The sequence below is a fragment of the Ignavibacteriota bacterium genome, assembly GCA_016716225.1.
Taxonomy (GTDB): domain Bacteria; phylum Bacteroidota; class Ignavibacteria; order Ignavibacteriales; family Melioribacteraceae.
On record JADJWT010000001.1, the window covers coordinates 1,186,112 to 1,206,678 of the forward strand.

17 protein-coding genes are annotated in these 20,567 nt (G+C 27.3%); 4 read left to right on the plus strand and 13 right to left on the minus strand.

The genetic code is table 11. The features are described 5' to 3' along the window. Nucleotides 1-99: 99 nt before the first annotated feature. The 6 genes from IPM32_05060 to IPM32_05085 form a co-directional block, all read right to left on the minus strand. The gene (locus tag IPM32_05060; protein MBK8944626.1) at nt 100-981 is read right to left on the minus strand and encodes a hypothetical protein; all 882 of its coding nucleotides are present in this window, start codon (nt 979-981) and stop codon (nt 100-102) included. 143 nt (nt 982-1,124) lie between these two features. Then, nucleotides 1,125-2,063 (minus strand): hypothetical protein, encoded by a 939-nt coding sequence (locus IPM32_05065; GenBank protein MBK8944627.1) that lies wholly within the window; start codon nt 2,061-2,063, stop codon nt 1,125-1,127. Then, a complete protein-coding gene (locus IPM32_05070) occupies nt 2,064-3,428 on the minus strand; it encodes a sigma-54-dependent Fis family transcriptional regulator (GenBank protein MBK8944628.1) in 1,365 nt (454 codons plus the stop codon). A gap of 1 nt (nt 3,429) precedes the next feature. Beyond that, on the minus strand, nt 3,430-4,833 hold the full coding sequence (locus IPM32_05075) for a HAMP domain-containing histidine kinase (protein MBK8944629.1): 1,404 nt from the start codon (nt 4,831-4,833) through the stop codon (nt 3,430-3,432). 135 nt (nt 4,834-4,968) lie between these two features. After that, entirely contained in the window at nt 4,969-5,418 is a 450-nt protein-coding gene (locus IPM32_05080; protein MBK8944630.1) for a hypothetical protein, read from the minus strand. 15 nt (nt 5,419-5,433) lie between these two features. Next, on the minus strand, nt 5,434-7,251 hold the full coding sequence (locus IPM32_05085; GenBank protein ID MBK8944631.1) for a hypothetical protein: 1,818 nt from the start codon (nt 7,249-7,251) through the stop codon (nt 5,434-5,436). Between the two features lie 197 nt (nt 7,252-7,448). Here IPM32_05085 and IPM32_05090 point away from each other — a divergent pair, with 197 nt between their 5' ends. Then, a complete protein-coding gene (locus tag IPM32_05090) occupies nt 7,449-8,441 on the plus strand; it encodes a hypothetical protein (protein ID MBK8944632.1) in 993 nt (330 codons plus the stop codon). Nucleotides 8,442-8,469: 28 nt separating this feature from the next. On the opposite strand, the gene IPM32_05095 is transcribed toward IPM32_05090, so the two are convergent. Beyond that, nucleotides 8,470-9,330: an EamA family transporter gene (locus IPM32_05095; protein MBK8944633.1), complete on the minus strand. Its 861-nt coding sequence runs from the start codon at nt 9,328-9,330 to the stop codon at nt 8,470-8,472. A 172-nt stretch (nt 9,331-9,502) separates the two neighbouring features. Here IPM32_05095 and IPM32_05100 point away from each other — a divergent pair, with 172 nt between their 5' ends. After that, nucleotides 9,503-10,162, plus strand: a complete 660-nt coding sequence (locus IPM32_05100) for an epimerase (GenBank protein ID MBK8944634.1) — start codon at nt 9,503-9,505, stop codon at nt 10,160-10,162. 31 nt (nt 10,163-10,193) lie between these two features. Here IPM32_05100 and IPM32_05105 read toward each other — a convergent pair whose 3' ends face one another. Together IPM32_05105 and IPM32_05110 are read right to left on the minus strand one after the other, a co-directional pair. Then, nucleotides 10,194-12,347 carry a hypothetical protein gene (locus tag IPM32_05105; protein ID MBK8944635.1) on the minus strand — a complete coding sequence of 718 codons (2,154 nt, stop codon included), beginning with the start codon at nt 12,345-12,347 and terminating at the stop codon, nt 10,194-10,196. 202 nt (nt 12,348-12,549) lie between these two features. After that, complete coding sequence (locus tag IPM32_05110) at nt 12,550-13,731, minus strand: acyltransferase family protein (protein ID MBK8944636.1); 1,182 nt, start codon at nt 13,729-13,731, stop codon at nt 12,550-12,552. Between the two features lie 232 nt (nt 13,732-13,963). Here IPM32_05110 and IPM32_05115 point away from each other — a divergent pair, with 232 nt between their 5' ends. Continuing rightward, nucleotides 13,964-16,195, plus strand: a complete 2,232-nt coding sequence (locus IPM32_05115) for a T9SS type A sorting domain-containing protein (protein MBK8944637.1) — start codon at nt 13,964-13,966, stop codon at nt 16,193-16,195. Nucleotides 16,196-16,212: 17 nt separating this feature from the next. Beyond that, nucleotides 16,213-18,393, plus strand: coding sequence for a T9SS type A sorting domain-containing protein (locus IPM32_05120; protein ID MBK8944638.1), 2,181 nt, complete (start codon nt 16,213-16,215; stop codon nt 18,391-18,393). A 50-nt stretch (nt 18,394-18,443) separates the two neighbouring features. Here IPM32_05120 and IPM32_05125 read toward each other — a convergent pair whose 3' ends face one another. The 4 genes from IPM32_05125 to IPM32_05140 all read right to left on the minus strand — a co-directional run bounded on the left by IPM32_05125 (nt 18,444) and on the right by IPM32_05140 (nt 20,506). After that, nucleotides 18,444-18,863, minus strand: a complete 420-nt coding sequence (locus IPM32_05125) for an OsmC family peroxiredoxin (protein ID MBK8944639.1) — start codon at nt 18,861-18,863, stop codon at nt 18,444-18,446. A 92-nt stretch (nt 18,864-18,955) separates the two neighbouring features. Beyond that, nucleotides 18,956-19,258: a hypothetical protein gene (locus IPM32_05130; GenBank protein ID MBK8944640.1), complete on the minus strand. Its 303-nt coding sequence runs from the start codon at nt 19,256-19,258 to the stop codon at nt 18,956-18,958. Nucleotides 19,259-19,269: 11 nt separating this feature from the next. After that, nucleotides 19,270-19,719, minus strand: a complete 450-nt coding sequence (locus tag IPM32_05135) for a DUF2721 domain-containing protein (GenBank protein MBK8944641.1) — start codon at nt 19,717-19,719, stop codon at nt 19,270-19,272. 76 nt (nt 19,720-19,795) lie between these two features. Continuing rightward, the gene (locus IPM32_05140; GenBank protein MBK8944642.1) at nt 19,796-20,506 is read right to left on the minus strand and encodes a pirin family protein; all 711 of its coding nucleotides are present in this window, start codon (nt 20,504-20,506) and stop codon (nt 19,796-19,798) included. Between the last annotated feature and the right edge of the window lie 61 nt (nt 20,507-20,567).

Consider the following 20,567-nt stretch of genomic DNA (forward strand, 5'->3'; position numbering starts at 1 on the left):
GTTTCTGAAAAAACAAGTCAATTTTTGCATAAATTATAATATCTGGTTAATTTGGTGGCAATAATTTTGCGAAATTGACATAATAAAGGGAGCCAGAAGTTAATGGTTAATTCTGGCTTCCATTCCAATCAATAAATTAAGACCCCGAAACTTATAATCCTTTACAAATAAATCATCATTAAAATAGCTCAATTTTAAATAAGGTTTAAAATTTGTATTCATTGAGTACATAAATCGCAATGCAATTTGATTTTCACTTTTTGATGGAATGAAAAAAACAGAACTTTCTTTGTTGAATGAATTAGTAAATTTTAAATTTCTGAGTATATAATCAACAAAAAGAAAAAGTGATAAATTTTCACTTATATAAGTTCCAGCAATAAATTCTAATTGATGTTCAAAAGAAGGATACAGAGTGCTATTTGAAGAATAAAATAAAAATTTATAATTCAAATTTAAAAGAATATTTTTGTAGTTAGTTATTTTTATTTGCGGACCAAAATTCCAGCCATTTATTGAAATATTATTATTTGAACTTAATTCATCATTAACTGAAAAATTCTGAACTAAAAATCCATATTCCAGTGAGAAAAAATTACTAAATGAATTTAATGTTGATAAATCAATAAAAATCAAATCATAATAAACATTTTTTTGTAATTCCAAATTTTGATTTGAATATCCTAAAAATAAACCTACCGGAAAACCACCAAATTGAAAATCAGCACCTCCAATCAGTGTAAAAATATTGAAAGAAGAAAAAACCGAATTATAATTATAAGAATTGTAATTATAATTCAGCAAGCCCTTCCAAGTTACATTTTTTGTTTGATAAAGGTAATTTCCGTTTGTGTTTAACTTAAAAGTGTAAACACTGCTTTTGTAAAAATCAGTTCCGGCTCGAATTAAAATTGATGATTCAGAAGAATCATGCAAATAAGAATATTTTAAAAATCCAGCCGCACGATTCATTAAGCTCACATTATTCTCGAAATTCCTCACACTATCAGAGTAAATTCCAGACTCCAAATTTAATTTTAAATCAAATTGCGAAACAGTTTGAGAGGAAGAAAAAAATAAAAAAAATATAATAAGACTTGTGGTTCCACTAAATAATTTCATAATTACAGATTTTTGATCTTATTAAAAATTACATTTTTATATTCTTTTAACTCCTTTTCGGCTTTTGAAATGAGTTTTAATAAATCATTAAAATTTGTGGTACTAGAAAAACTTTCTTTGGAATTTTTTGAAGAAAGAAAATTATCATCAGAAATTTTACCAAATTCAAGTTGTGTTAAAATTCCATTTATTGAAATTGAATAATTCTTTATTACATCGCGAGTAGGCGAATTTTCAACATCATAACTTGCGCTTTCTGTATTTTGTAAATTTTTAGTAGAAGATTTCATCATTCTGCTGTTAAATGCAATTTCATCTAAAAATTCATCTTTCTCTTTATTGAGTTTAATTATATTTTCTATTTCAGATTTTAAAATCGCAATTTTTGTTATTTTATTATCAACTTCATTTTTGGCAAAATTTAAAAATTCATTATAAATTTTACGTTTTTCTGAATTTTTCTCCGATTTAATTTTATCAATTTTTTCCGGATTTACAGAAAGTAAATCAATTTCTTCAGCAACAAGCAATTTTCTTTCTGAAAGTTCAATTATTTTAAGAAAATTTTTCTCTCCGTTTTCTTTTTTTAAAGAGTCTATTTGAATTTCATAATAAGTTCCAAGGTCATTTTTTAATTTGTTTTGATACTGCAGAATTTTATTTTTTTCAGTTTCATATTTTTCAATTTTGTTTGTAATTGTAGATGTTGAGGAAAGAAGATTTTCGATAACTGAATTATTCTGAGAACTTTTTGATTTTTCAATATTGATTAAAGATAATTTATGAGAAAGTAATTTATTAAGCGAATCCAATTTATTATCTATTACCTCAACATTATTAACAGTTTTGTAATAGTCTCTTTCCAATTTTGATTGTGAATAAATTTTATTTACTCCAAGCAAAAAAAAGGCAATAAATAAGATTTTATATATTATATTCATTTATAACAAACCAAACTTTTCTAATTTGTAATACAATGTACTAGTATTTATTTTCAAAATTTTTGCTGCATGGTGCTTTACATTTTTTGCTTCTTTTAAAGCTTGAATTATAATATTTTTCTCAAAATTAAAAAGAGAATCATCTAGAGATAATTGTGAAAAATTATATACCGTTTGAACTTTAGGATTAAGATGATACGAAATTAATTTATCATCAATCATTTTCCCATCGGAAACAACAGAAAGACGTTCTATCAAATTTTCTAATTCCCTAATATTTCCCGGAAATGAATAGTTTTTAAGAATATCGTATCCGTTATCAGAAATTGCTTTAATTTCTTGATGATTTTTTACAGCTGATTTTTTAAGAAAATATTCAGTTAAGATTTTTATATCATCTTTTCTTTCTTGCAAAGATGGCAAATGAATTGGAATTACGTTTAAACGGTAGAATAAATCCTCGCGAAAGCGGTTTTCAGACATTTCTAAATGCAAATTTTTATTAGTTGCACTAATAATTCGAACATTTGTTTTCAATGTAATTTCACCGCCAACTTTTTCAAACTCACCTTCTTGAATTACACGAAGTAATTTTACTTGCATTGCTGGCGAAATTTCACCAATTTCATCTAAAAATAAAGTACCGTTATTTGCTAATTCAAATCTACCCTTTTTGGATTTTACCGCTCCGGTAAATGCTCCTTTTTCGTGTCCAAATAATTCGCTTTCTAATAAATTTTCATTTAAAGCAGCGCAATTAACTTTTATAAAGGATTTATCGGCACGTAAACTTTTGTTATGTATTAATTGTGCAATCAATTCCTTACCGGTTCCGCTTTCTCCACTTAATAAAATTGGACTTTCCTTTGCTGCAACATGATCTACCAATTTTAAAATATTAGTGAAAGATTCCGAGCTACCGATCAATTCATTTTGAAGATTTGATATCTCATTTTGTAAATATTCATTTTCTGCAATTAGATTGTGAATTTTCTCTTCTTTTAATTTTTCATTGGAGATTTTTTTAACTCGAATTCTTAATTCATCTGGCGAAAACGGTTTTGTTAAAAAATCAGCGGCACCATTTTTAATTGCATCAACTGCAGTTTGAACATTTCCATAAGCAGAAATAATTAAAACGTCTATTTTATAATAATCCTTTTTTATTATTGATAACAACTCCATTCCGGAAATTGGTTCCATTTTCAAATCAAGGATTGCTAAATCAACCGAATTTGATTTTAGAAAATCTAATGCAGCTGGTCCGTTAGAAAACGAAAAAACTTCATAATTCTCACGTTTTAAACTTTCAATAATACCCAAACGCATTGTGTCATTGTCTTCAACGACTAATATTTTTAACATTTTATAATTTTTTGCTAATTGTAAAAATTGTTTTATTCTTAAAACTTTCAGCAGAAATTAATGCATTATTTTCATCACAATACTTCTTGCAAGTTGCTAATCCCAAACCGGTTCCGTTAATTTTTGTCGTGAAAAATGGTTCAAAAATTCGTGAAAAATTTTCTTTGGAAATACCAGAGCCGGTATCTTTTATTTCAATTACAATATTTCTTTCTTTTAATTTTGATGAAATTTCAATTTCACCATTTTGATTAATCGAATCAATGCTATTTTTTAGTAAATTTATTAAAATACTTCGAAATTGACTTTTATCGAAAAATATATTTTTTTGAGCAAAATTTGTAATTACTTCAATATTTCTAGAAATTAATTCGTTTTTTAAAATTTCAATAATATCTTTAACCATTTCTTCAATATTTAGTTTTTCCGAAACTACTGGATACGGCTTACTAAAATTAAGATACGAGGTTATTAATTCTTTTAAATTACTTATTTCATCTAAAATCTTATTTGTATATTCAGCATTTTTAATTTCATCTTTTGGCGATTCCTTAATTAAATTTATTAGTAGTTCTATTCCGCCAAGAGGATTTCTAATTTCATGTGCTATTTGTGCAAGAATTTTTTCCTTTTCATTATTGTTGTTTTTAATATTATTTCGCATTAAAATTAGCGCATTTGAAAGAATTTCAATTTCACCTTTGGTTTTTTCCGGAATTTCCGAATTATAATTTCCTTTTCCAATTTCATCACTGAATTCAACTAATTTGTAAATTGGATTTGTAATTGATTTTGAGACCCAAAATCCCAATAAAATTGAAAATATAATTCCAAAAATTCCGAAGTAAATTAAAAAGTTGGAAAGCTCTTCCAAACTTGAAAAATTTTTAACATTATCTTTTACAGCAAGAACATAATTTTCAGATAATTTATAAAATCCCCATAAATACCAATTTTCATCATTTCCTTTAAATGGAAGTGATGTAAAAATTTCATTTTCAAGAAGAGATTTGATTTCTATTTCATTTAAAAGTAATCGAGGTTCAACTTTTCCAATTAATTCACGTTTGTTGGAGTGTGAAATAACTTTAAAATCTTTATCAAAAATAAAAATTTCGGAAAAAATATTTTGTAAATCTGGTTTATTAAAAAATCCGTAAAAATAATTTAAAGTTGATTTTGTAATTATTTCTGACTGTAAAATTTCAAGTTGAATTTTGTCTATTTGTCCGAATGTTAAAACTAAATTTTTGCTAAGATTTTCAGAAATTTGTGTAAGATATAAGTTTTTTATAAATCTGTAACTAAATTGAGAAAGAACAAAAACCAAAAAAATTGTAACAATTGAAAAGGTTAAAATAATTTTGTATTTGTAATATGATTTATCGAATTTTTGAAATATCATTTCAAACAAATTTTTGTAAGAACAGATTTAAAATAGTTTCTTTTTATATTTTTTGTTGAAATTAAATACAGAATATTCCAGATAAAACTTCCTCAGAATTTAAATATAATGGTTATAATAAAATTTCCAATAAATCTACTTATTCAATTTCGAAATGATTTCATTATAAACAAGAATGTTATTAAAATTAGAATAAAAAACATATTGATCTTTCTGCAAACCGGTTAATTCCAAATGAATTTTATAATTGCATAAACATCTACATAAATTTGCCGCAGTATCGGTAACAGTAACATAAATTGTATCGGAATTTAATTCATAATTTACATCAAATCTGTTTGAATCCGGACAGCAATTTCCGTAAACACAAAAATCAATTTTTAGAGTTTCATCAAAAGTGTAATTGAAACATGAATCTGAGAAATTAATTTTCTCTAATGAATAAGAATTATTACAACCAGCAATTTGATGAGCTTTAAAATTAATTTCTTCATTGTTATCTGATAAAGAATTTTCTGAACAAGAATACACAAAAAGAAAAATTAAGATGAAAAATAAAAACATTGATAAATATTTAATTTTCATTTTATCACTCCAAACTTATAGTTCAGCTCCAAAACTAAGCCACCATTGAGCAATTCTAAATGTGTGATCAAATTCCGGATCAATTAATAATCCTACTTTTAATTGTTTAGAAATTGCAACATTAAATTTAGTAAAGAAATTTGTTGAGTCTTCAGTATAAGTATCTTTTGGTGAAGTGTAACGTTCAATAAAATTCTGAGCATTTTTAATTGTTCCGTTATCATTTACTTCTCGCGATCTGAAATAAACATCCGTTACACTTGTAATTTCCCAATCTTTAAAAACTCTTGCCAATCCTAACATCAAACCAAATTTTTCACCAAATTTAAAATCAAAAATTATTGGTATTTGAAAAGTGAAATATTTGTTTTCATAATTCCATGTTAATTGTTTATCAGCATTTTCAGCATAATTATTTTGATAATTATAACTGGTACTATGACTTCTATAAAAACTTGCTCTATCAGAAATTGCATTTTCTGTTGTTGTAATTAGAGATTTAGAATTGTTAAAATAAATTCCGCTTAATAAAGTTATATTTTCTGTAAGAGACCAATCAACATTTGCCATAAACTCATGAATAAAATTCTCTCTTTCTGCAATACCAGTTCGGTTATCTTTCATATAAGAATCAGAATTATACAAATAAATTTCTTCAACTGAATTATAATTATTTACCCAACGACTTGAATAATTTGATGTATCAAAAATTGCGGTATTTGTTTTTGAGTTTACATTACTTTGAGAATATTTATAATATCCTTTCACTTTATGGTTTTCATAATTTTTCGAAAAATTTAAACTAATATATTTTGTGTTTCCTTCTTGAGCCCAATTTTGTGCAGAGTTATAAATTGAATAACTGTGGCTCCAATTTTCTGTAACATTTGGTGTTTGATATTGATAAATATATTTGCTTTCATCTTTGTGAATTTGATCAACATCACCATCTAAATATCCACCTTTAATTCCAATAGAAAATTCATCTAAATTATATTGTAAACCCAATGCAAAATCTAAATGAGAATAATTTTGTTCACGTGATTTTAAATTTTTATTTTCGCTGATATTGTTGTCTAAATTTCCGAAATCGTCTTTGTAATCATATAAATACGAGCCATTTCTATCATAACTGATTGTGTTAAAAAACAATCCTGCATTTAAATTTTCAATCAAATTAATTCCCGAAAATAATGTTAAAAGTTTTCCTGTAAAAATCATTTCATCGCTTCCGGAATATCTATCGATAATCGGAACAGAAGATTCTTGATTTCCCCTTACCGATGCACCGAAAGAATCATAATAATAATTGCTGTTGTAAATACTGAATTGAGTTGAGTAAAAATCATCTTTACTTTTTATATATTGAAAAGTTCCGCCAACGTAAAATTTATTTTTTAAAGATTCTATCGGATAAGTAATGATTCCGAGCGATACAATTGGTTCCGGTTCTGATCTTGTATTTGAAATATATCTGTAATCGGGATAAGGCATTCTAAAATATGAAGCAGATTCGTAATACATTGGAACAGCATAATTGCTTACAATTGCTTCTTCGGTTCTATCGCCTCTAAAATCCAGATAAATTTTTGTTGAGCCGTTTTCAATTTTTGGAAGTATTGCCGGATTTAAGTAAGAATTTAGAAAAGGATCATCAATCAAACTTACTGATAGCTGTTTAATATCTTTCATTCCGTAAGGATTTAAAAAATGACTCGTGAAGAATAATGATGAGCTTTCAAAATTGTGTTCAGTGGTTCGCTCTTGCCAGTATTGTGCAAAACTTATGTTTGAAATTAAAATAACAAATAAAAATATTTTTTTTGAATTCATAATTTTCTCCGTATTTGTAAAAGTGAAAACAAAATTCATACCATTCAAAATGCCGCAAATTATCATTATTTTAGAAACAAACTTATAATCAAATTTCAGATTTCTGAAAATTATTCAAAAAGTTGAATTAAAATATTCTGAAAACTTTATAAATATATCAATTGCAATTTTAAATTAGAGAAAGATGAAAACACAAAATGAATAAATGCTTAAATAAATTTAATAAAACAATATTCTCAATTTTTACAATTGTATTATTGATTTTACTTCTAAATTCATGTAATTCAGTTGATTTTGTTGTGCTGAATCTACAAAATGGAATTTCCAAAAATGAAATTGGAATATTAACATTTAATGTAAAAGCTATTTATGAAAAAGAAGATTTTGAAATTGATGAACTTATGAAAATTATAAATAACGGCACTATTGATTTTGTTGTTTTCCAAGAATTGTTTGATGAAAGTACGAGAGAAAAAATTATTGAAAAAGCTGATAAAAATATTTTCAGTAATGCCGTTACTCGGGTTGATTACAACTCATTTCCGGAATTTATTTTTCAAGATGCCGGATTATTTATGATGAGCAAATATCAAAAAGTTGATTTATCAAATTTGGATTTTGGTTGCGAAATTAAAAATTCGAATGGAGTAATTCACACAATTTTAGAAAAAGAAATTTCTGGCACAAATGATTTTCTTGCAAATAAATCAGTTGCGGGAGCTTTGTTTAAGATCGATGAAAAAAATAAAATATTTTTATTTACTTCTCACGTACAAGCTGCCGGAACTTCTGAACACAAACTTTTTCAACTGAAGCAAATCGGAAATTTTATTGAGAAATCAGTGCAAAAAATAATTGAAGATAAAATTGTAGAATCGCAAGAAAATTTATCTGTTATACTTGCCGGTGATTTCAACAGTGATGCATATTCTGCCGATAGATTCAGCATTATGATAAATGCTTTAAAATATCCAAGAGATTTACACAAAGAATTTCATGGGACAAATCAAGAATATAGTTTTAGAAACAGAACAAGACGTTATGATTATATTTTTTCTTATGATAAAATTGGTGATTTTGATTTGAACAAAATAAATGTAAAATCAATTGGAGTGATGGATATTAGAACTGAAAACAATGTAAGTATTTCCGATCACTTAGCAATAAAAGCAAATTTGTTGATCAAATAAAAAATTATGATTTAGAATTTTGTAAAAATTATTTTCTATTTACCATAACAACCCCTAAAATTATAATAACTCCGCTTAACAAAGTTAAAAGTGTAATTTCTTCATTCAAAAAAATCCATGCAGTAAAGACTGTAACAAATGGTTCTAAATAAAGAAATGCGCCAACTCTATTTGCGGGAAGTTCTTTCATTGCTTCGGCCCAAAGCACGTAAGCAATTCCCGAGCAGAAAATTCCGAGAAATAAAATTGCGCTCCAGTTAATTATTGTTAATGAAAAAACTCGATTTGCAAAATCTTGCGAAATTGAAAATGGAGTTAGTAGAATTAGCATTGTTACAAATAAATAAAGTATTGTTAACGATGGCGGATAATTTAAAGTTACTTTTCTTCCCCAAAACGAATAAATGCTCCAAGTAAAAGCGCTGCCCAAAACTAAAAGATCGCCAAAATTTGAAATAAAATTAAGAGATTTTAAATTTCCTTTGCTGATTAAAATTATCAATCCGGTAAATGCAATTACTGCTCCAATTAACTGAACGGAATTCATTTTTTCTTTGTAAAATGCAAACCCCATAATTGCCATAATTACTGGCACAATGCCAATTATCCAGCCCGTATTTGAAGCTGACGTAAACTGCATTCCCGTAACTTGAATCCACAAATGTGTAGTTGAAATTATTGATAAAATTAAAATTCCCTTAATATCTTTTTGCTCAAGAGAAAAATTTCTTTTTCGAGAAAAAGCAATAAATAGTGCTGTGAGAATTCCAAATATTAGTCGCAAATAAATTATGTTTAACGGAGTTAGTGAATCCAAGAGACTTTTAGTAGCGACAAAAGATGCACCCCACATTGTAATTGAAAATAAGGGTTTCCAAATATTTTTTATGCTTAATGGCAAATAATTTTTCCAAATAAAAACAAATATAAATAAGAAAAATGAATTGTTTACTTTTGAGCTAACGTAATGAAAAATACTTTTTAATAAAATTAATTTTACAGCATTAAAAAGTTATTTTAAGTTATTGAAAATACTAAGAATTTAGCTTGGAGTATTTAATATGAAAATAAATACAATAATTACTGGATCAACCGGAATGGTTGGCGAAGGCGTTTTACACATTTGTTTAAATAATGAAAATGTTGAAAAAGTATTGGTAATAAATAGAAAACCTTGCGGAGTTATTCATCCCAAATTAACGGAAATAATTCACAAAAATTTTATTGATTTAAGCGAAATAGAAAATCAGTTAATTGGATATAATGCATGCTACTTTTGTGCTGGGGTTTCATCAATTGGGAAAAGTGAAGAAGAATATAAAAAAGTAACATATGATTTGACTTTAAATTTTGCAAAGACTTTAGCTAAGTTAAATCCGCAAATGGTGTTTACTTATGTTTCCGGAACCGGAACAGACAGCTCAGAAAAAGGAAAATTAATGTGGGCGCGAGTTAAAGGAAAAACCGAAAATGATTTATTAAAACTTCCATTTAAAGATGCATATATGTTCAGACCTGGATATATTCAGCCAATTAATGGTTTAAAAAATTCGTATAAAATTTACAAACTAACTTCTCCATTTTTTCCAATTTTAGAAAAACTATTTTCTAAACATGTAATAACTTTAGAAGAACTCGGAAACTCAATGATTAACGTAACAAATAATGGTTACGAGAAAAATGTTTTAGAAAATGTTGATATAAGAAAAACGGTGGAATAATTATTTTTCTTTGGTTTTAAAACACGACATTTTATTCCCTTTTAGATAACTGAATTTCCAAATAGCTGTTTTCATTGCAACTAAATGATTCCATAATTGTTTCATTTCCCTGAAAATCTTGATAAAAGGAATAATGCCCGATTGAAGCACATGTTTGAATTCCTGAAACTCTAAATATTTTTTCGCCCGAATTAAAAATCGGAACATTAAAAGTTTCAATTTCTGTAATATGAGTAGATGAAGGAGATTCGGTTCGATACCAGCTTTTCCAATTAAGAGAATTAATTGTATCACCGGTTTCATTTAAAGTTAATTCTAAAGTATCCGCAAAAGCACTTATTTCTTGTTTTGCAATAAATCGATTCCCAATCATTTCTCCTTTTACGGAATGTGAAATAATTGTTTCTTGCTCAAAAGTACTTCCATCTTCCCTTTTATAGAATCTATTAACAAATAACATGTATTCACAATAATTGTAATCTAAATTAGGCTCACTGCCACCGCCATTAAAATTATTGCCAATTTGTATTTTCAAATCAATATCAGATTCATCGGTGTAAGGAGAGCTTCCGTTTGAATTTACAACGCAAACTAAAAACTCATCGTAAGAATTTCTTAAATTTGGAATTTCATAGTAATAAATTCCGGCAACGCTTTCTATAAAAGTAAGTTCATTATTTTGTATTCCGAAAACATGAAAATATAATCCAAATTGATCAACCGGACCTTTTACAGACAATCTCATTTTGTATGTTTCGTCTACTGGCTTATAATTTAATTTTATTTTAAACAATTTTGCAGAAAGATCGAGATATGTATCAACTTTTGGATCTTGCGCATTAAATATTTTTAGAGTATCGTTTGCGTTATTTATATTCCAAATGCTGTTCACACTATTAATAAAATTATTTTTGGGTAGTTCATATATTTCATTATTTATTAATTTTTTGTAATAATCTGAGAACCATTCAACAAAAAGTCCATCTACATTTTTAAACATAGATGTTAACGGATCAATCTCGGTGGAAATATTTTTATATGTATTTCTAAATCCATTTTTTCCAAAACTTGTATTCTTTTCTAAGTATTCAATTAGTGATGCCATTCCATAACCGTGGTTCATGTAAATTGCATTATCTGAAGAAGCTCCATATTGAACTCCGTTAAATGGAGCAAAATTATTGTTTGCAAAATTATATGAATATGTATTTGTAGTTAAATATTTTTCAGCCCATGAGTAAAATGCAAATCTTATCCAATGATAATCATTTTGATTCCACTGTTTATTTTTAATATTATCATATCTTACATTGATTTCTAAATCAAAAAAAGCATTAAAGAAATTGGTTTTTATTTTTTCAAAGTTATTAAGATTTACATCATCTCGACTAATATTAAATGAGTATTCAATTTTATAGTTATCTTCTAGCGAATATCCTTGAAAAGAAATAGAATAATTAGCTGTTTCTTTTTGATATCTAATAACAACCGGTATTTCTAAATTCTTATATATAAGATATTCTAGATCGTTTACCATAATATCATAAACAGCTTCTAAATTATTGGCAAGTTCCTGCATTTTTTGTGTTTGTATAATTGGGTAACTAATTTTGAAATGCTCAGTTTTATAAGTTTTGTATTGATTAAGAATATTTATAAACATTTTAGAATTATCAACAAGTAATTTATTTGAATTTGTATTCTTCCACAATATGCCGGAATTATCCAATGGAATGTGCGAAATAATAAATCCGGATGAATCTATTGCTTCATGTAAATTATAAATTGTAGATGTGGAATTATAAACCTCGTTGTAGTATTCACTTCCAATTGCAATAAATTTTTCTTCGGAAAGTTCGCCGGTATATTTAAAAATTATTTTCAAAGGTTTATTAATTTCATTTGGAAGTCCAACTATTTCGTATAAATCAGAAACAGTATTTTCACCAAAGGCACCGTCGCTTTCAACATCACTTATTGAGATTTCATAATCTTTATCCAATGCCCCGGAAGGAATTACTATTTTGCAATCACCACTTTCCAAAGTTCCGCCATTAACCCCAACCGTAACCGCATCTTTTGGTTTTTCTTCTTTTGGTGATGAAGGATCTTCCGAACAACTTAAAAAAGTTAATAATAAAAGGATTGAAAAAAATAGAACGATTCTTGCAATTTTTGATGTCATAATAACTCTTAAGTTGATTAAGAAATTTAATTATAGAATTATGACCGGATAGGAATTTATATATTTAGTAAAATATTATTTCTTGCAAGTGTGATTTTAAAATATTGAAAATTACTTAAACCTAAAAGAAGAAAATATTTTTGATAAATTTAAAAAACGAATGAGGAATACTTAAGCAAAGTTAATTTATTCTTCCAGTGAATTAAAAAATATTTTCGGTTTTTGAAATATTTGCCTTCATACCAAACAACAATCGCATTAAGTTAAATCTTCTTATAAACAATTCGTAAAAAAGAAAACTTCCTCCGAATGTTAAAAAAATAATCACACCAAATTTTATATAAACATTCCAATTAAAATTAATTATGTAGTAGCCGAAAATTATCATAATTGTTTGATGTAAAATATAAAGCGGATATACAGATTCATTTGCATAGGTTAAAACTTTACTCGGTTTGTTCAATAAAAATTTTCCGTAACCTAGTAATGTAAAAATCCAAGAAGGAATTAGAATCCATTTTAGTAAACCATATAAAATTTCAAAAGAAATTGTATCTTCGTTCATTATTTCAAATGTTGGACCCCAGACAAAAATCAATAAAAACAAAATTGGTATAATGGAAATAATCAAAGATTTTTTTCTATTTACAATTATTGAATTCCACAAACCGGAAAAAGTAGAAATGCAAAATCCGAAAATAAAAAATGTAAACGAAACACTGTGATTGTACCAATCATTAATAAGTGCATGTGTTGTTGGAAAAGTTTCTGCTAAAGAATAATAAAATGTTAAAAGTGGAATAGTTAATAAATAAATTATGTTTGGATGTTTTGTGAAAAAAACATTTACTATTTCTTTTAGTTGGTTTGATTTTTTACTTCTCAAAAATAAAAATAACGGAAGTGCAATTACAGAATAAACAAAAATATAAAGTATATACCATAAGTGATGCCAACTTAAACTTCCACCTTTTGGGTAAGGAATAAATTCAAAAACGGTTTTCCAAAACTCCCAATAATTTGCAAAATGAATTCCATCAGAAATTCTTTCATAATAAATTTGCGGCGGAACAATTACCAGCATTCCGAATATTAAAGGAATTAATAATCTTTTTGATCTTTCTGCAATAATTCCAGCTACGGTTCTTTTTCCCATTGAATAAAAAATCACCATTCCGGAAATTGTAAATAATAATGGTAAACGCCATTGATTGAAAAACGCCATCCAAGTTTCAAACCACTCCAAAGTTGGATTATTTTTTATGTGAAAATCCCAAGGAACGAAAATCATTCCCACGTGATAAAAAATTAAAATGTAGAATGCAATTACGCGGAGCCAATCTAAATAGTATTTTCTTTGAGAGTTTAAATAATTTTCTTTCACAATTCAGATTTCTAATAGTTTATTAAAAATTAGTATGAAAAATTTTCGTTTAAACGAATAAATTTCGCAACTGATAAAAATAAATGAAACAAAACATCATTTTTCATTCAATATTCTAAAAATATTAATTGGCATTTCGATTGTTTATAATACTTATTATAAACTAATTTTAAGATCAATAAAATAAACATTTCATAAATAAATTTTTTCAAATCCTAAAACCGGAGGAATAATGAAAGCAAAGATACTCTTTTTATGTTTATTTGTTTTCAGTTTTATACCATTAAAAACTAATGCGTATAATTATGTAAATTTTCAAGCCAGACAAATCAATGGATATAATTACTGGAACATATTGGAATTCAATGAATTTGAAACAATGGTAGTTGTAGATGGTTTGTTTTATGAAACAACTTTAACAATGAAAGTCAGATTGGGTAATTATCTTGAATATTGGAATAATACTAAGGTTTATCCTCCAGCTGGTAATTACGAATTTACTTGGAATTTTAGTTTACCAGAAAAATCGGTTATAACAGATTGCAAAATGTGGGATGATAGTAAAAATTCATTTGTTTCTGCACAGATGATTGACCTTTCAACAGCCGAAGAAAATTATGATGAAAACAACACTTCAAAGCAGCAATTATTGATGAGGGAATACAGAAATAGAAATTATTATGGAACATTAGATAATTTTTTAGAACTAAAAATTACCCCCGTTGATAGCAAGCAATATAAAAAAATACAAATTAAATTCTTAACACCATGTGAAATGTATTGGGATGTCAGAAGATTTAATATTCTGACAAGAAATTTTTATCAACCGTATCAAAGCTGGAACAACGGAAGTTATATTTTTACTAATAATGATAAACCCGCAATATTTAAAATAATTGATAAAAACAATCCGAACGAAAAACCTAGAAATATAGTTAATATAGATGCTAACTGGCAAAAATCCGGTGATTATTGGCAATGGCAGACAGGACCAAATCTCGAATATTACCAATGGAGCGAAAACGCTTTATTACGTGTTCCAATGGAAATTGTTAATGGGAAATATTTAAAAACTTTTGATGACGGCAAAAACAAATTTTATCAAACTTCAATCTTGCCGCAAATTACTAATGATGATAGACCTTCAAAAAATGTAATTATTGCAATTGATCTCGCTAATGGAAATTATAATTCAATTCTTGATAACATAAAATATTCCATAAAATTTGGTTTAACTGAAAAAGATTCAATACTTTTTATAGTAAGCGATTTTAATCCTAAATGGCTTGGCGATAATTTTCAGAAAAAAACTGATGATTTTATTGAACAAAAGATAAATGAAGCTAAAACTTACGACCCAAAATTAAATACACTTCCATTTATTTTAAGAGCTGCCGTTAATAAATTCAACCAAGTTGATAAGGGCGGAGAAATATGGTTAATTTCAGACGATGCAACTCATTCTGAAACAGCTGCTGAAGCAATGGAAATAGTTGATCAAACTATATTTTCTGCAAATAATGATATCAAATTCAGAATTATGGATGTTAGCAACGGTTATAATGGTAATTATATAAACAATAAGTATTACAGAGGCAATCAATATCTTTATGAAAATTTATTTAGACTTACCGGCGGGTCATATAAAAATATTTGGGATTATCCCGAATATGATTGGGCAGATGTTGGTTTTGATGTTTTTTCTCCCGTAATTGGTGTTGTAGAAATTGATCCAATTCCGCAGAACGGATTCAGTTACTCAAGAGTAGATTTAAATAACGGACGTAAAAGTTTTAATATGATGTCCCGTTATTTTCAAATTGGATTGTATGAAGGCGAAAATCCTTTCGATATTTTATATAACGGATATTTTGAAAATAATTTATATCGAAAAACTTTTAATGTAGAGGAAACCTTAGTAAAAAATGATTTTGATCATTTTGCAAAAACTTATTGGTATTCAAATTATATAAGAGAAAATTTACTTGCTCAGCCGCAGACTTACGAAACCATAAAATATATTGAAAAGCTTGCGGTTGAAAATAATATTATAACGCCATACAGCGGATTTTTACTTCCGGGAGTAAATAATTATATAGGATTCAAAGCATTAACTCTTGATGATACGCTAACAGTACCGGATTCCATTTCTACATCGGTTGAAGAAATTCCGGAGGTCCCAAAAACTTATACATTATCTGCTTATCCAAATCCGTTTAATCCAACTACAACAATAAATATAGAAATGTCTAACAATGCTGATAAAAATTTTACAGTTGAGATATATAATATTTTAGGACAGAAAGTGAAATCCTATGAATTTACCAACAATTTTAATACTGTTAAACAAATTGTTTGGAATGGTAAAAACGAATATGGAGAAGATGTTAGTTCGGGTACATACATTGTCCGGTATGTATCTAATCAACATATTCAAACAATGAAACTTCTTTTAATTCGTTAATCAATTTTGAGGATAAAATGAAAAAATTACTTTTAATATATATTTTATTTTGCTATTCAATAACATTTGCTAGCGAATATTCGGTTTATGAAGCTAATTATCCAAATGTAAAAGATTATAATGTAAATATTCATGATGCAACAATTAAAGTATTACCGCGTGGAAATTTTATTGAACTGAATGTTTATATGACGGTATCATACGATTTTAACAGTTGGTTTTTTAAGAATTATAATGAATTGGAATTTCAATGGTTATTTTCACTTCCGGAACATGCCATAATGACCGATTTCAAATTGTGGATAACAGAAGATTCTACAATCTCAGCAACCGTAATGGATAAATGGACAGCAGAATTATTGTTTAGTGATGTAAGTACTCCGGTAAGACATCCCGGTTTGCTAACTCAATCTTCTGCAACTCGCGAAGGAAAAGTAAATTATAATCTTAAAATATTTCCATTAAAACGAAATGAAAAAAGAAAATTTAAAATTCAATATTTGGTACCTGGAAGACCTTCTGCAAGTTCTTTAAGAGCTTGGCTTCCAACCACAGAAATAATTGCAAAAAAGACATCAAGAAATGTTAAAGATATTAACATAGTTTACCAATATGATAATAACCCTTTAGAACCAAAAGTTGTTGGGGCTGACGTAATAAGCAAAAGCCATTCTCAATTGGATTCTACTTGGAATTTAAAAATTCCGGTTAAATATGATCAGTTTGTTGAATTTGTAATTCCATCTCCAATTCAAAATAATATTTATTTAAGTTCGTATAAATACAATAATGAAAACTATTATCACTTAGCTGTTTATCCACCAGAAACGCAGAAAATTAAAGAAAATAGGAAAATTTTAATTTGTGTTGATTTCAATATTTACAATACGAAGAATTTTGATGGTGAATATTTACTAACGTATTTGAAAGAAACAATTGCCCAAGCAACTGATGAAAATGATTCAGTAAATATTATGATTGCATATGACGATATTAATATTGCATCTGAAGAATGGGTTAGTTGTACCGAAGAAAATTTAGATTCACTCTTTACAAAAATTATGAAAAGATCATTTCCAACATATAGTTATTTCCAACCGTTAATGAGCAAAGCTGCGGAGTTTATAAACAAATCAACCGGAAATCCCGAGGTTGTTGTTTTCTCAAACACAGATGAAATAAATTTAGGAGTTAATGATAAAGAAGCTTTAGCTGGTGAAATTTTAGCAATGTTTAAAAATCAATCAAAGTTACATTTTGTTGATCTGGACAATGTTAATTCGTTGGTGTACAACTATAATTATAATACTGGAAATGGTTATTACGAAACCCAGCTGCAATCATTCTATGGAAAAATGAGTAATGAAACAGCTGGAAATTTATATTATTTACGATATCATGATATTAAAACAATTTTAAATGCATTCTTTTATGAAAAAATAAGTCACTTTGAAAGTGTTGAAGTTCAAATGACATTACAAAATGGCTACTCATATAGCAAACATTTAATGAATGAAAATGAAGGATATTACCCACTTGATTTTCCAATTATGCAATCCGGAAAATTTACTGGTGAATTTCCAATTCAATTAAAAATAATCGGCAAAAAACAAATGGAAACCGTTGATACTACTTTTATAATTAATCAAAATGATTTGACAGAAGGAAATAATAAAATAGTTACATCATGGTATGGAAAAAACATAAATGATCTATTAGATTATTCATACGATCCGCTAACAATTAGCAGTATTATTGATATGAGCGTTGAGCAGAAAATATTAACTCCTTACAGCGGATTTATAATAATTGATAAAAACATAATTAGCTATACGAATAATGAAGATGATGATTCCGAAGATGAAAATTACAATGAAGGTGATGATGACATGACTGGTGTTGATGATAATATTCAAAATTCGTTTGACTTGGAACTTTCTGCATATCCCAATCCATTTAATAGTATGGTAACTTTAAAAGTTACAATTCCAGAAACAAATAACTACACTTTAATTATTTATAATATTCTTGGACAAAAAGTAAAAGAATTTGATCTTTCTTCATTTTCAAGTGGAACTCATTATATTCAATGGAATGGAATATCTGATGAAAATAGAAAAGTAGCTTCCGGATTATACTTTGCTGTTCTTCACGGTTTGAATAAAACTGAAATTGTAAAATTACAGCTTGTTGAATAAATTAATAAAGAAATGTAGAGACGTAAAATTTTACGTCTCTACAAAAATAACTAAGAAATCAATTTAGCATTAAGAGTAATTTCTGTTCCGGCAAATAATCTGGAAATAGGACAATTAGCCTTTGCTTCTTTTGCCAATTGATTAAAATCTTCTTCACTTAAACCCGGAACAACAGCTTCGCATTCCAATAAAATTGATGTAATTTTTGGACCGTTATCTTGACCCAATTCAACAGTTGCTTTTGTTTCAATGCTGGTTGGAGTTAATTCCTTTTTAGAAATTAATGCAGATAAAAACATTGAAAAACATCCGGCATTTGCTGCGCCAACCAATTCTTCCGGACTTGTTTCGGGACCATCTTCAAATCTTGAGCGGAAATTAAAAGGTCCATCATATCCGGTAAAATTCATTTTTCCGTAACCATCTTTTAATGTTCCTTCCCATTTTGCTTTTGCATAATGTTTGCCCATTTGTATAACTCCTTTCTTAATTTGTTTTAATAAATGATTTCAAATAAAAATTCTTAATTGATAAGATATCCGATTATTGCCAAAATGTAAAACTATTTCTGAAAACTATGAGGAGCAATTTTAGCTTTTTTAATTATTATTTCTTCCCAAACATTTCCGGTAATGTAAACTTCTTTTTCAAGCCAATTTTTTCTTAAATCGTCTTCATTTTCGTAATCACAAAAAATTACGGAGCCATTCATTTTTTCATTTTCATCAAGTAGTGCAGAAGCAAAAATCCATTTTCCGGATTTGAACATTTCATCAGCAAATTTTAAATGTTGTTCACGTACCGCCAATCTTCTCTCTAAAGCATTTTCATCTTTAAAATCATTTGCAATTACAACAAAATTCATAATATTTTCCTTTATTTCATGTGATCTGCAATTTCATATTCAAGAGCTTTTAAAGTCAAGTTTACATCCGCAAATAAAAATAAGGCAGATGAAATAATTCCTGTAATACTTAAAATAAAAAATGTAATTCCTAAAGCTTCCAAATTCACTTGAAATAAATTCATAATTAATAAAACTGGAATTATTAAACTACTGCAAAGAATGCTGAATGAAATTGACCCAATTGAATATTTTAAAATATAACTTCTTCTAACTAAAATTTTTAGCTGAAGTTTTTTGTTTTTGATTTCTTGATCCGTTAACTTATCTTTTTCAATATCTGCAACTAAACCGCGTGATCTATCAATTGTTCTTGCAAGTCTGTTTGTTAATGAAAGCAGAATTAATCCAACGCCAGAAATTAATACAAGCGGAGAAATTGATGATTGAAAAAATTCCACTAAAGATTTTGTTAATTCCATAAATTAAAATTTATATTTGATGTTTAAAGATAAGAAATCTTGACAGAACTTTTTAAAATGTATGAATAAATAAATTTTAGTTCATAGGAATTTCAATCAATAAAATAAAGGAATTTTCTAATATGGAAATTTCTAACTTTTCGGAGTTCCAAATTCCAATTGCATCTCTGCGAGATAAAATTTCATCAGCGGTTTTAATTATGCCTTCAATTACAAAAATGTAAACACCGTTTTTAGAATTGTGGATTTGATAATTTACAACTTGATCTTTTTCAAATTCTCCCCAACTTAAATATGCATCTTGATTTAGCCAAAGTGAATTTTCATTTTTATTTGGTGCAACAACGGTTTGCAGTTTATTTCTTCTTTCTACTGGATTAAAATATTTTTGATCATATCTTGGAGTGTGTCCGCTTTTATCCGGAAAAACCCAAATCTGTAAAAGTTCAACATTTTCATTTTCGGAAGCGTTAAATTCGGAATGAGTAATTCCCGTTCCAGCGGACATAACTTGAATTTCGTTTGGTTTAATAATTTCTTGATGTCCCATGCTGTCTTTGTGCGCCAAACTTCCTTTGAGAAGAATAGTAACAATTTCCATATTATCATGCGGATGCATTCCAAAACCTTCTGCAGGCGCAACCCAATCATCATTTAAAACACGCAATTTTCCAAACCTAATTTTTTGCGGCGAGTACCAGCTTGCAAAACTAAACGAGTGAAAAGTTTTTAACCAACCATGATCAAAAAATCCCCTTTCGGAAGCCGGATGAAATATCTTATTCATAACTTCTTTCAAATAAATAATTTATGAAAAAGAAATTAAATAACTTTTCAATAAAAATAAA

Bases quoted from the DNA above. Each gene is read 5' to 3' on its own strand.
- IPM32_05135 (MBK8944641.1), bottom strand. From the start codon at position 19,719: ATGGAATTAACAAAATCTTTAGTGGAATTTTTTCAATCATCAATTTCT.
- IPM32_05130 (MBK8944640.1), bottom strand. From the start codon at position 19,258: ATGAATTTTGTTGTAATTGCAAATGATTTTAAAGATGAAAATGCTTTA.
- IPM32_05115 (MBK8944637.1), top strand. From the start codon at position 13,964: ATGAAAGCAAAGATACTCTTTTTATGTTTATTTGTTTTCAGTTTTATA.
- IPM32_05075 (MBK8944629.1), bottom strand. From the start codon at position 4,833: ATGATATTTCAAAAATTCGATAAATCATATTACAAATACAAAATTATT.
- IPM32_05065 (MBK8944627.1), bottom strand. From the start codon at position 2,063: ATGAATATAATATATAAAATCTTATTTATTGCCTTTTTTTTGCTTGGA.
- IPM32_05140 (MBK8944642.1), bottom strand. From the start codon at position 20,506: ATGAATAAGATATTTCATCCGGCTTCCGAAAGGGGATTTTTTGATCAT.
- IPM32_05125 (MBK8944639.1), bottom strand. From the start codon at position 18,863: ATGGGCAAACATTATGCAAAAGCAAAATGGGAAGGAACATTAAAAGAT.
- IPM32_05105 (MBK8944635.1), bottom strand. From the start codon at position 12,347: ATGACATCAAAAATTGCAAGAATCGTTCTATTTTTTTCAATCCTTTTA.
- IPM32_05100 (MBK8944634.1), top strand. From the start codon at position 9,503: ATGAAAATAAATACAATAATTACTGGATCAACCGGAATGGTTGGCGAA.
- IPM32_05085 (MBK8944631.1), bottom strand. From the start codon at position 7,251: ATGAATTCAAAAAAAATATTTTTATTTGTTATTTTAATTTCAAACATA.
- IPM32_05120 (MBK8944638.1), top strand. From the start codon at position 16,213: ATGAAAAAATTACTTTTAATATATATTTTATTTTGCTATTCAATAACA.
- IPM32_05090 (MBK8944632.1), top strand. From the start codon at position 7,449: ATGAATAAATGCTTAAATAAATTTAATAAAACAATATTCTCAATTTTT.
- IPM32_05070 (MBK8944628.1), bottom strand. From the start codon at position 3,428: ATGTTAAAAATATTAGTCGTTGAAGACAATGACACAATGCGTTTGGGT.
- IPM32_05080 (MBK8944630.1), bottom strand. From the start codon at position 5,418: ATGAAAATTAAATATTTATCAATGTTTTTATTTTTCATCTTAATTTTT.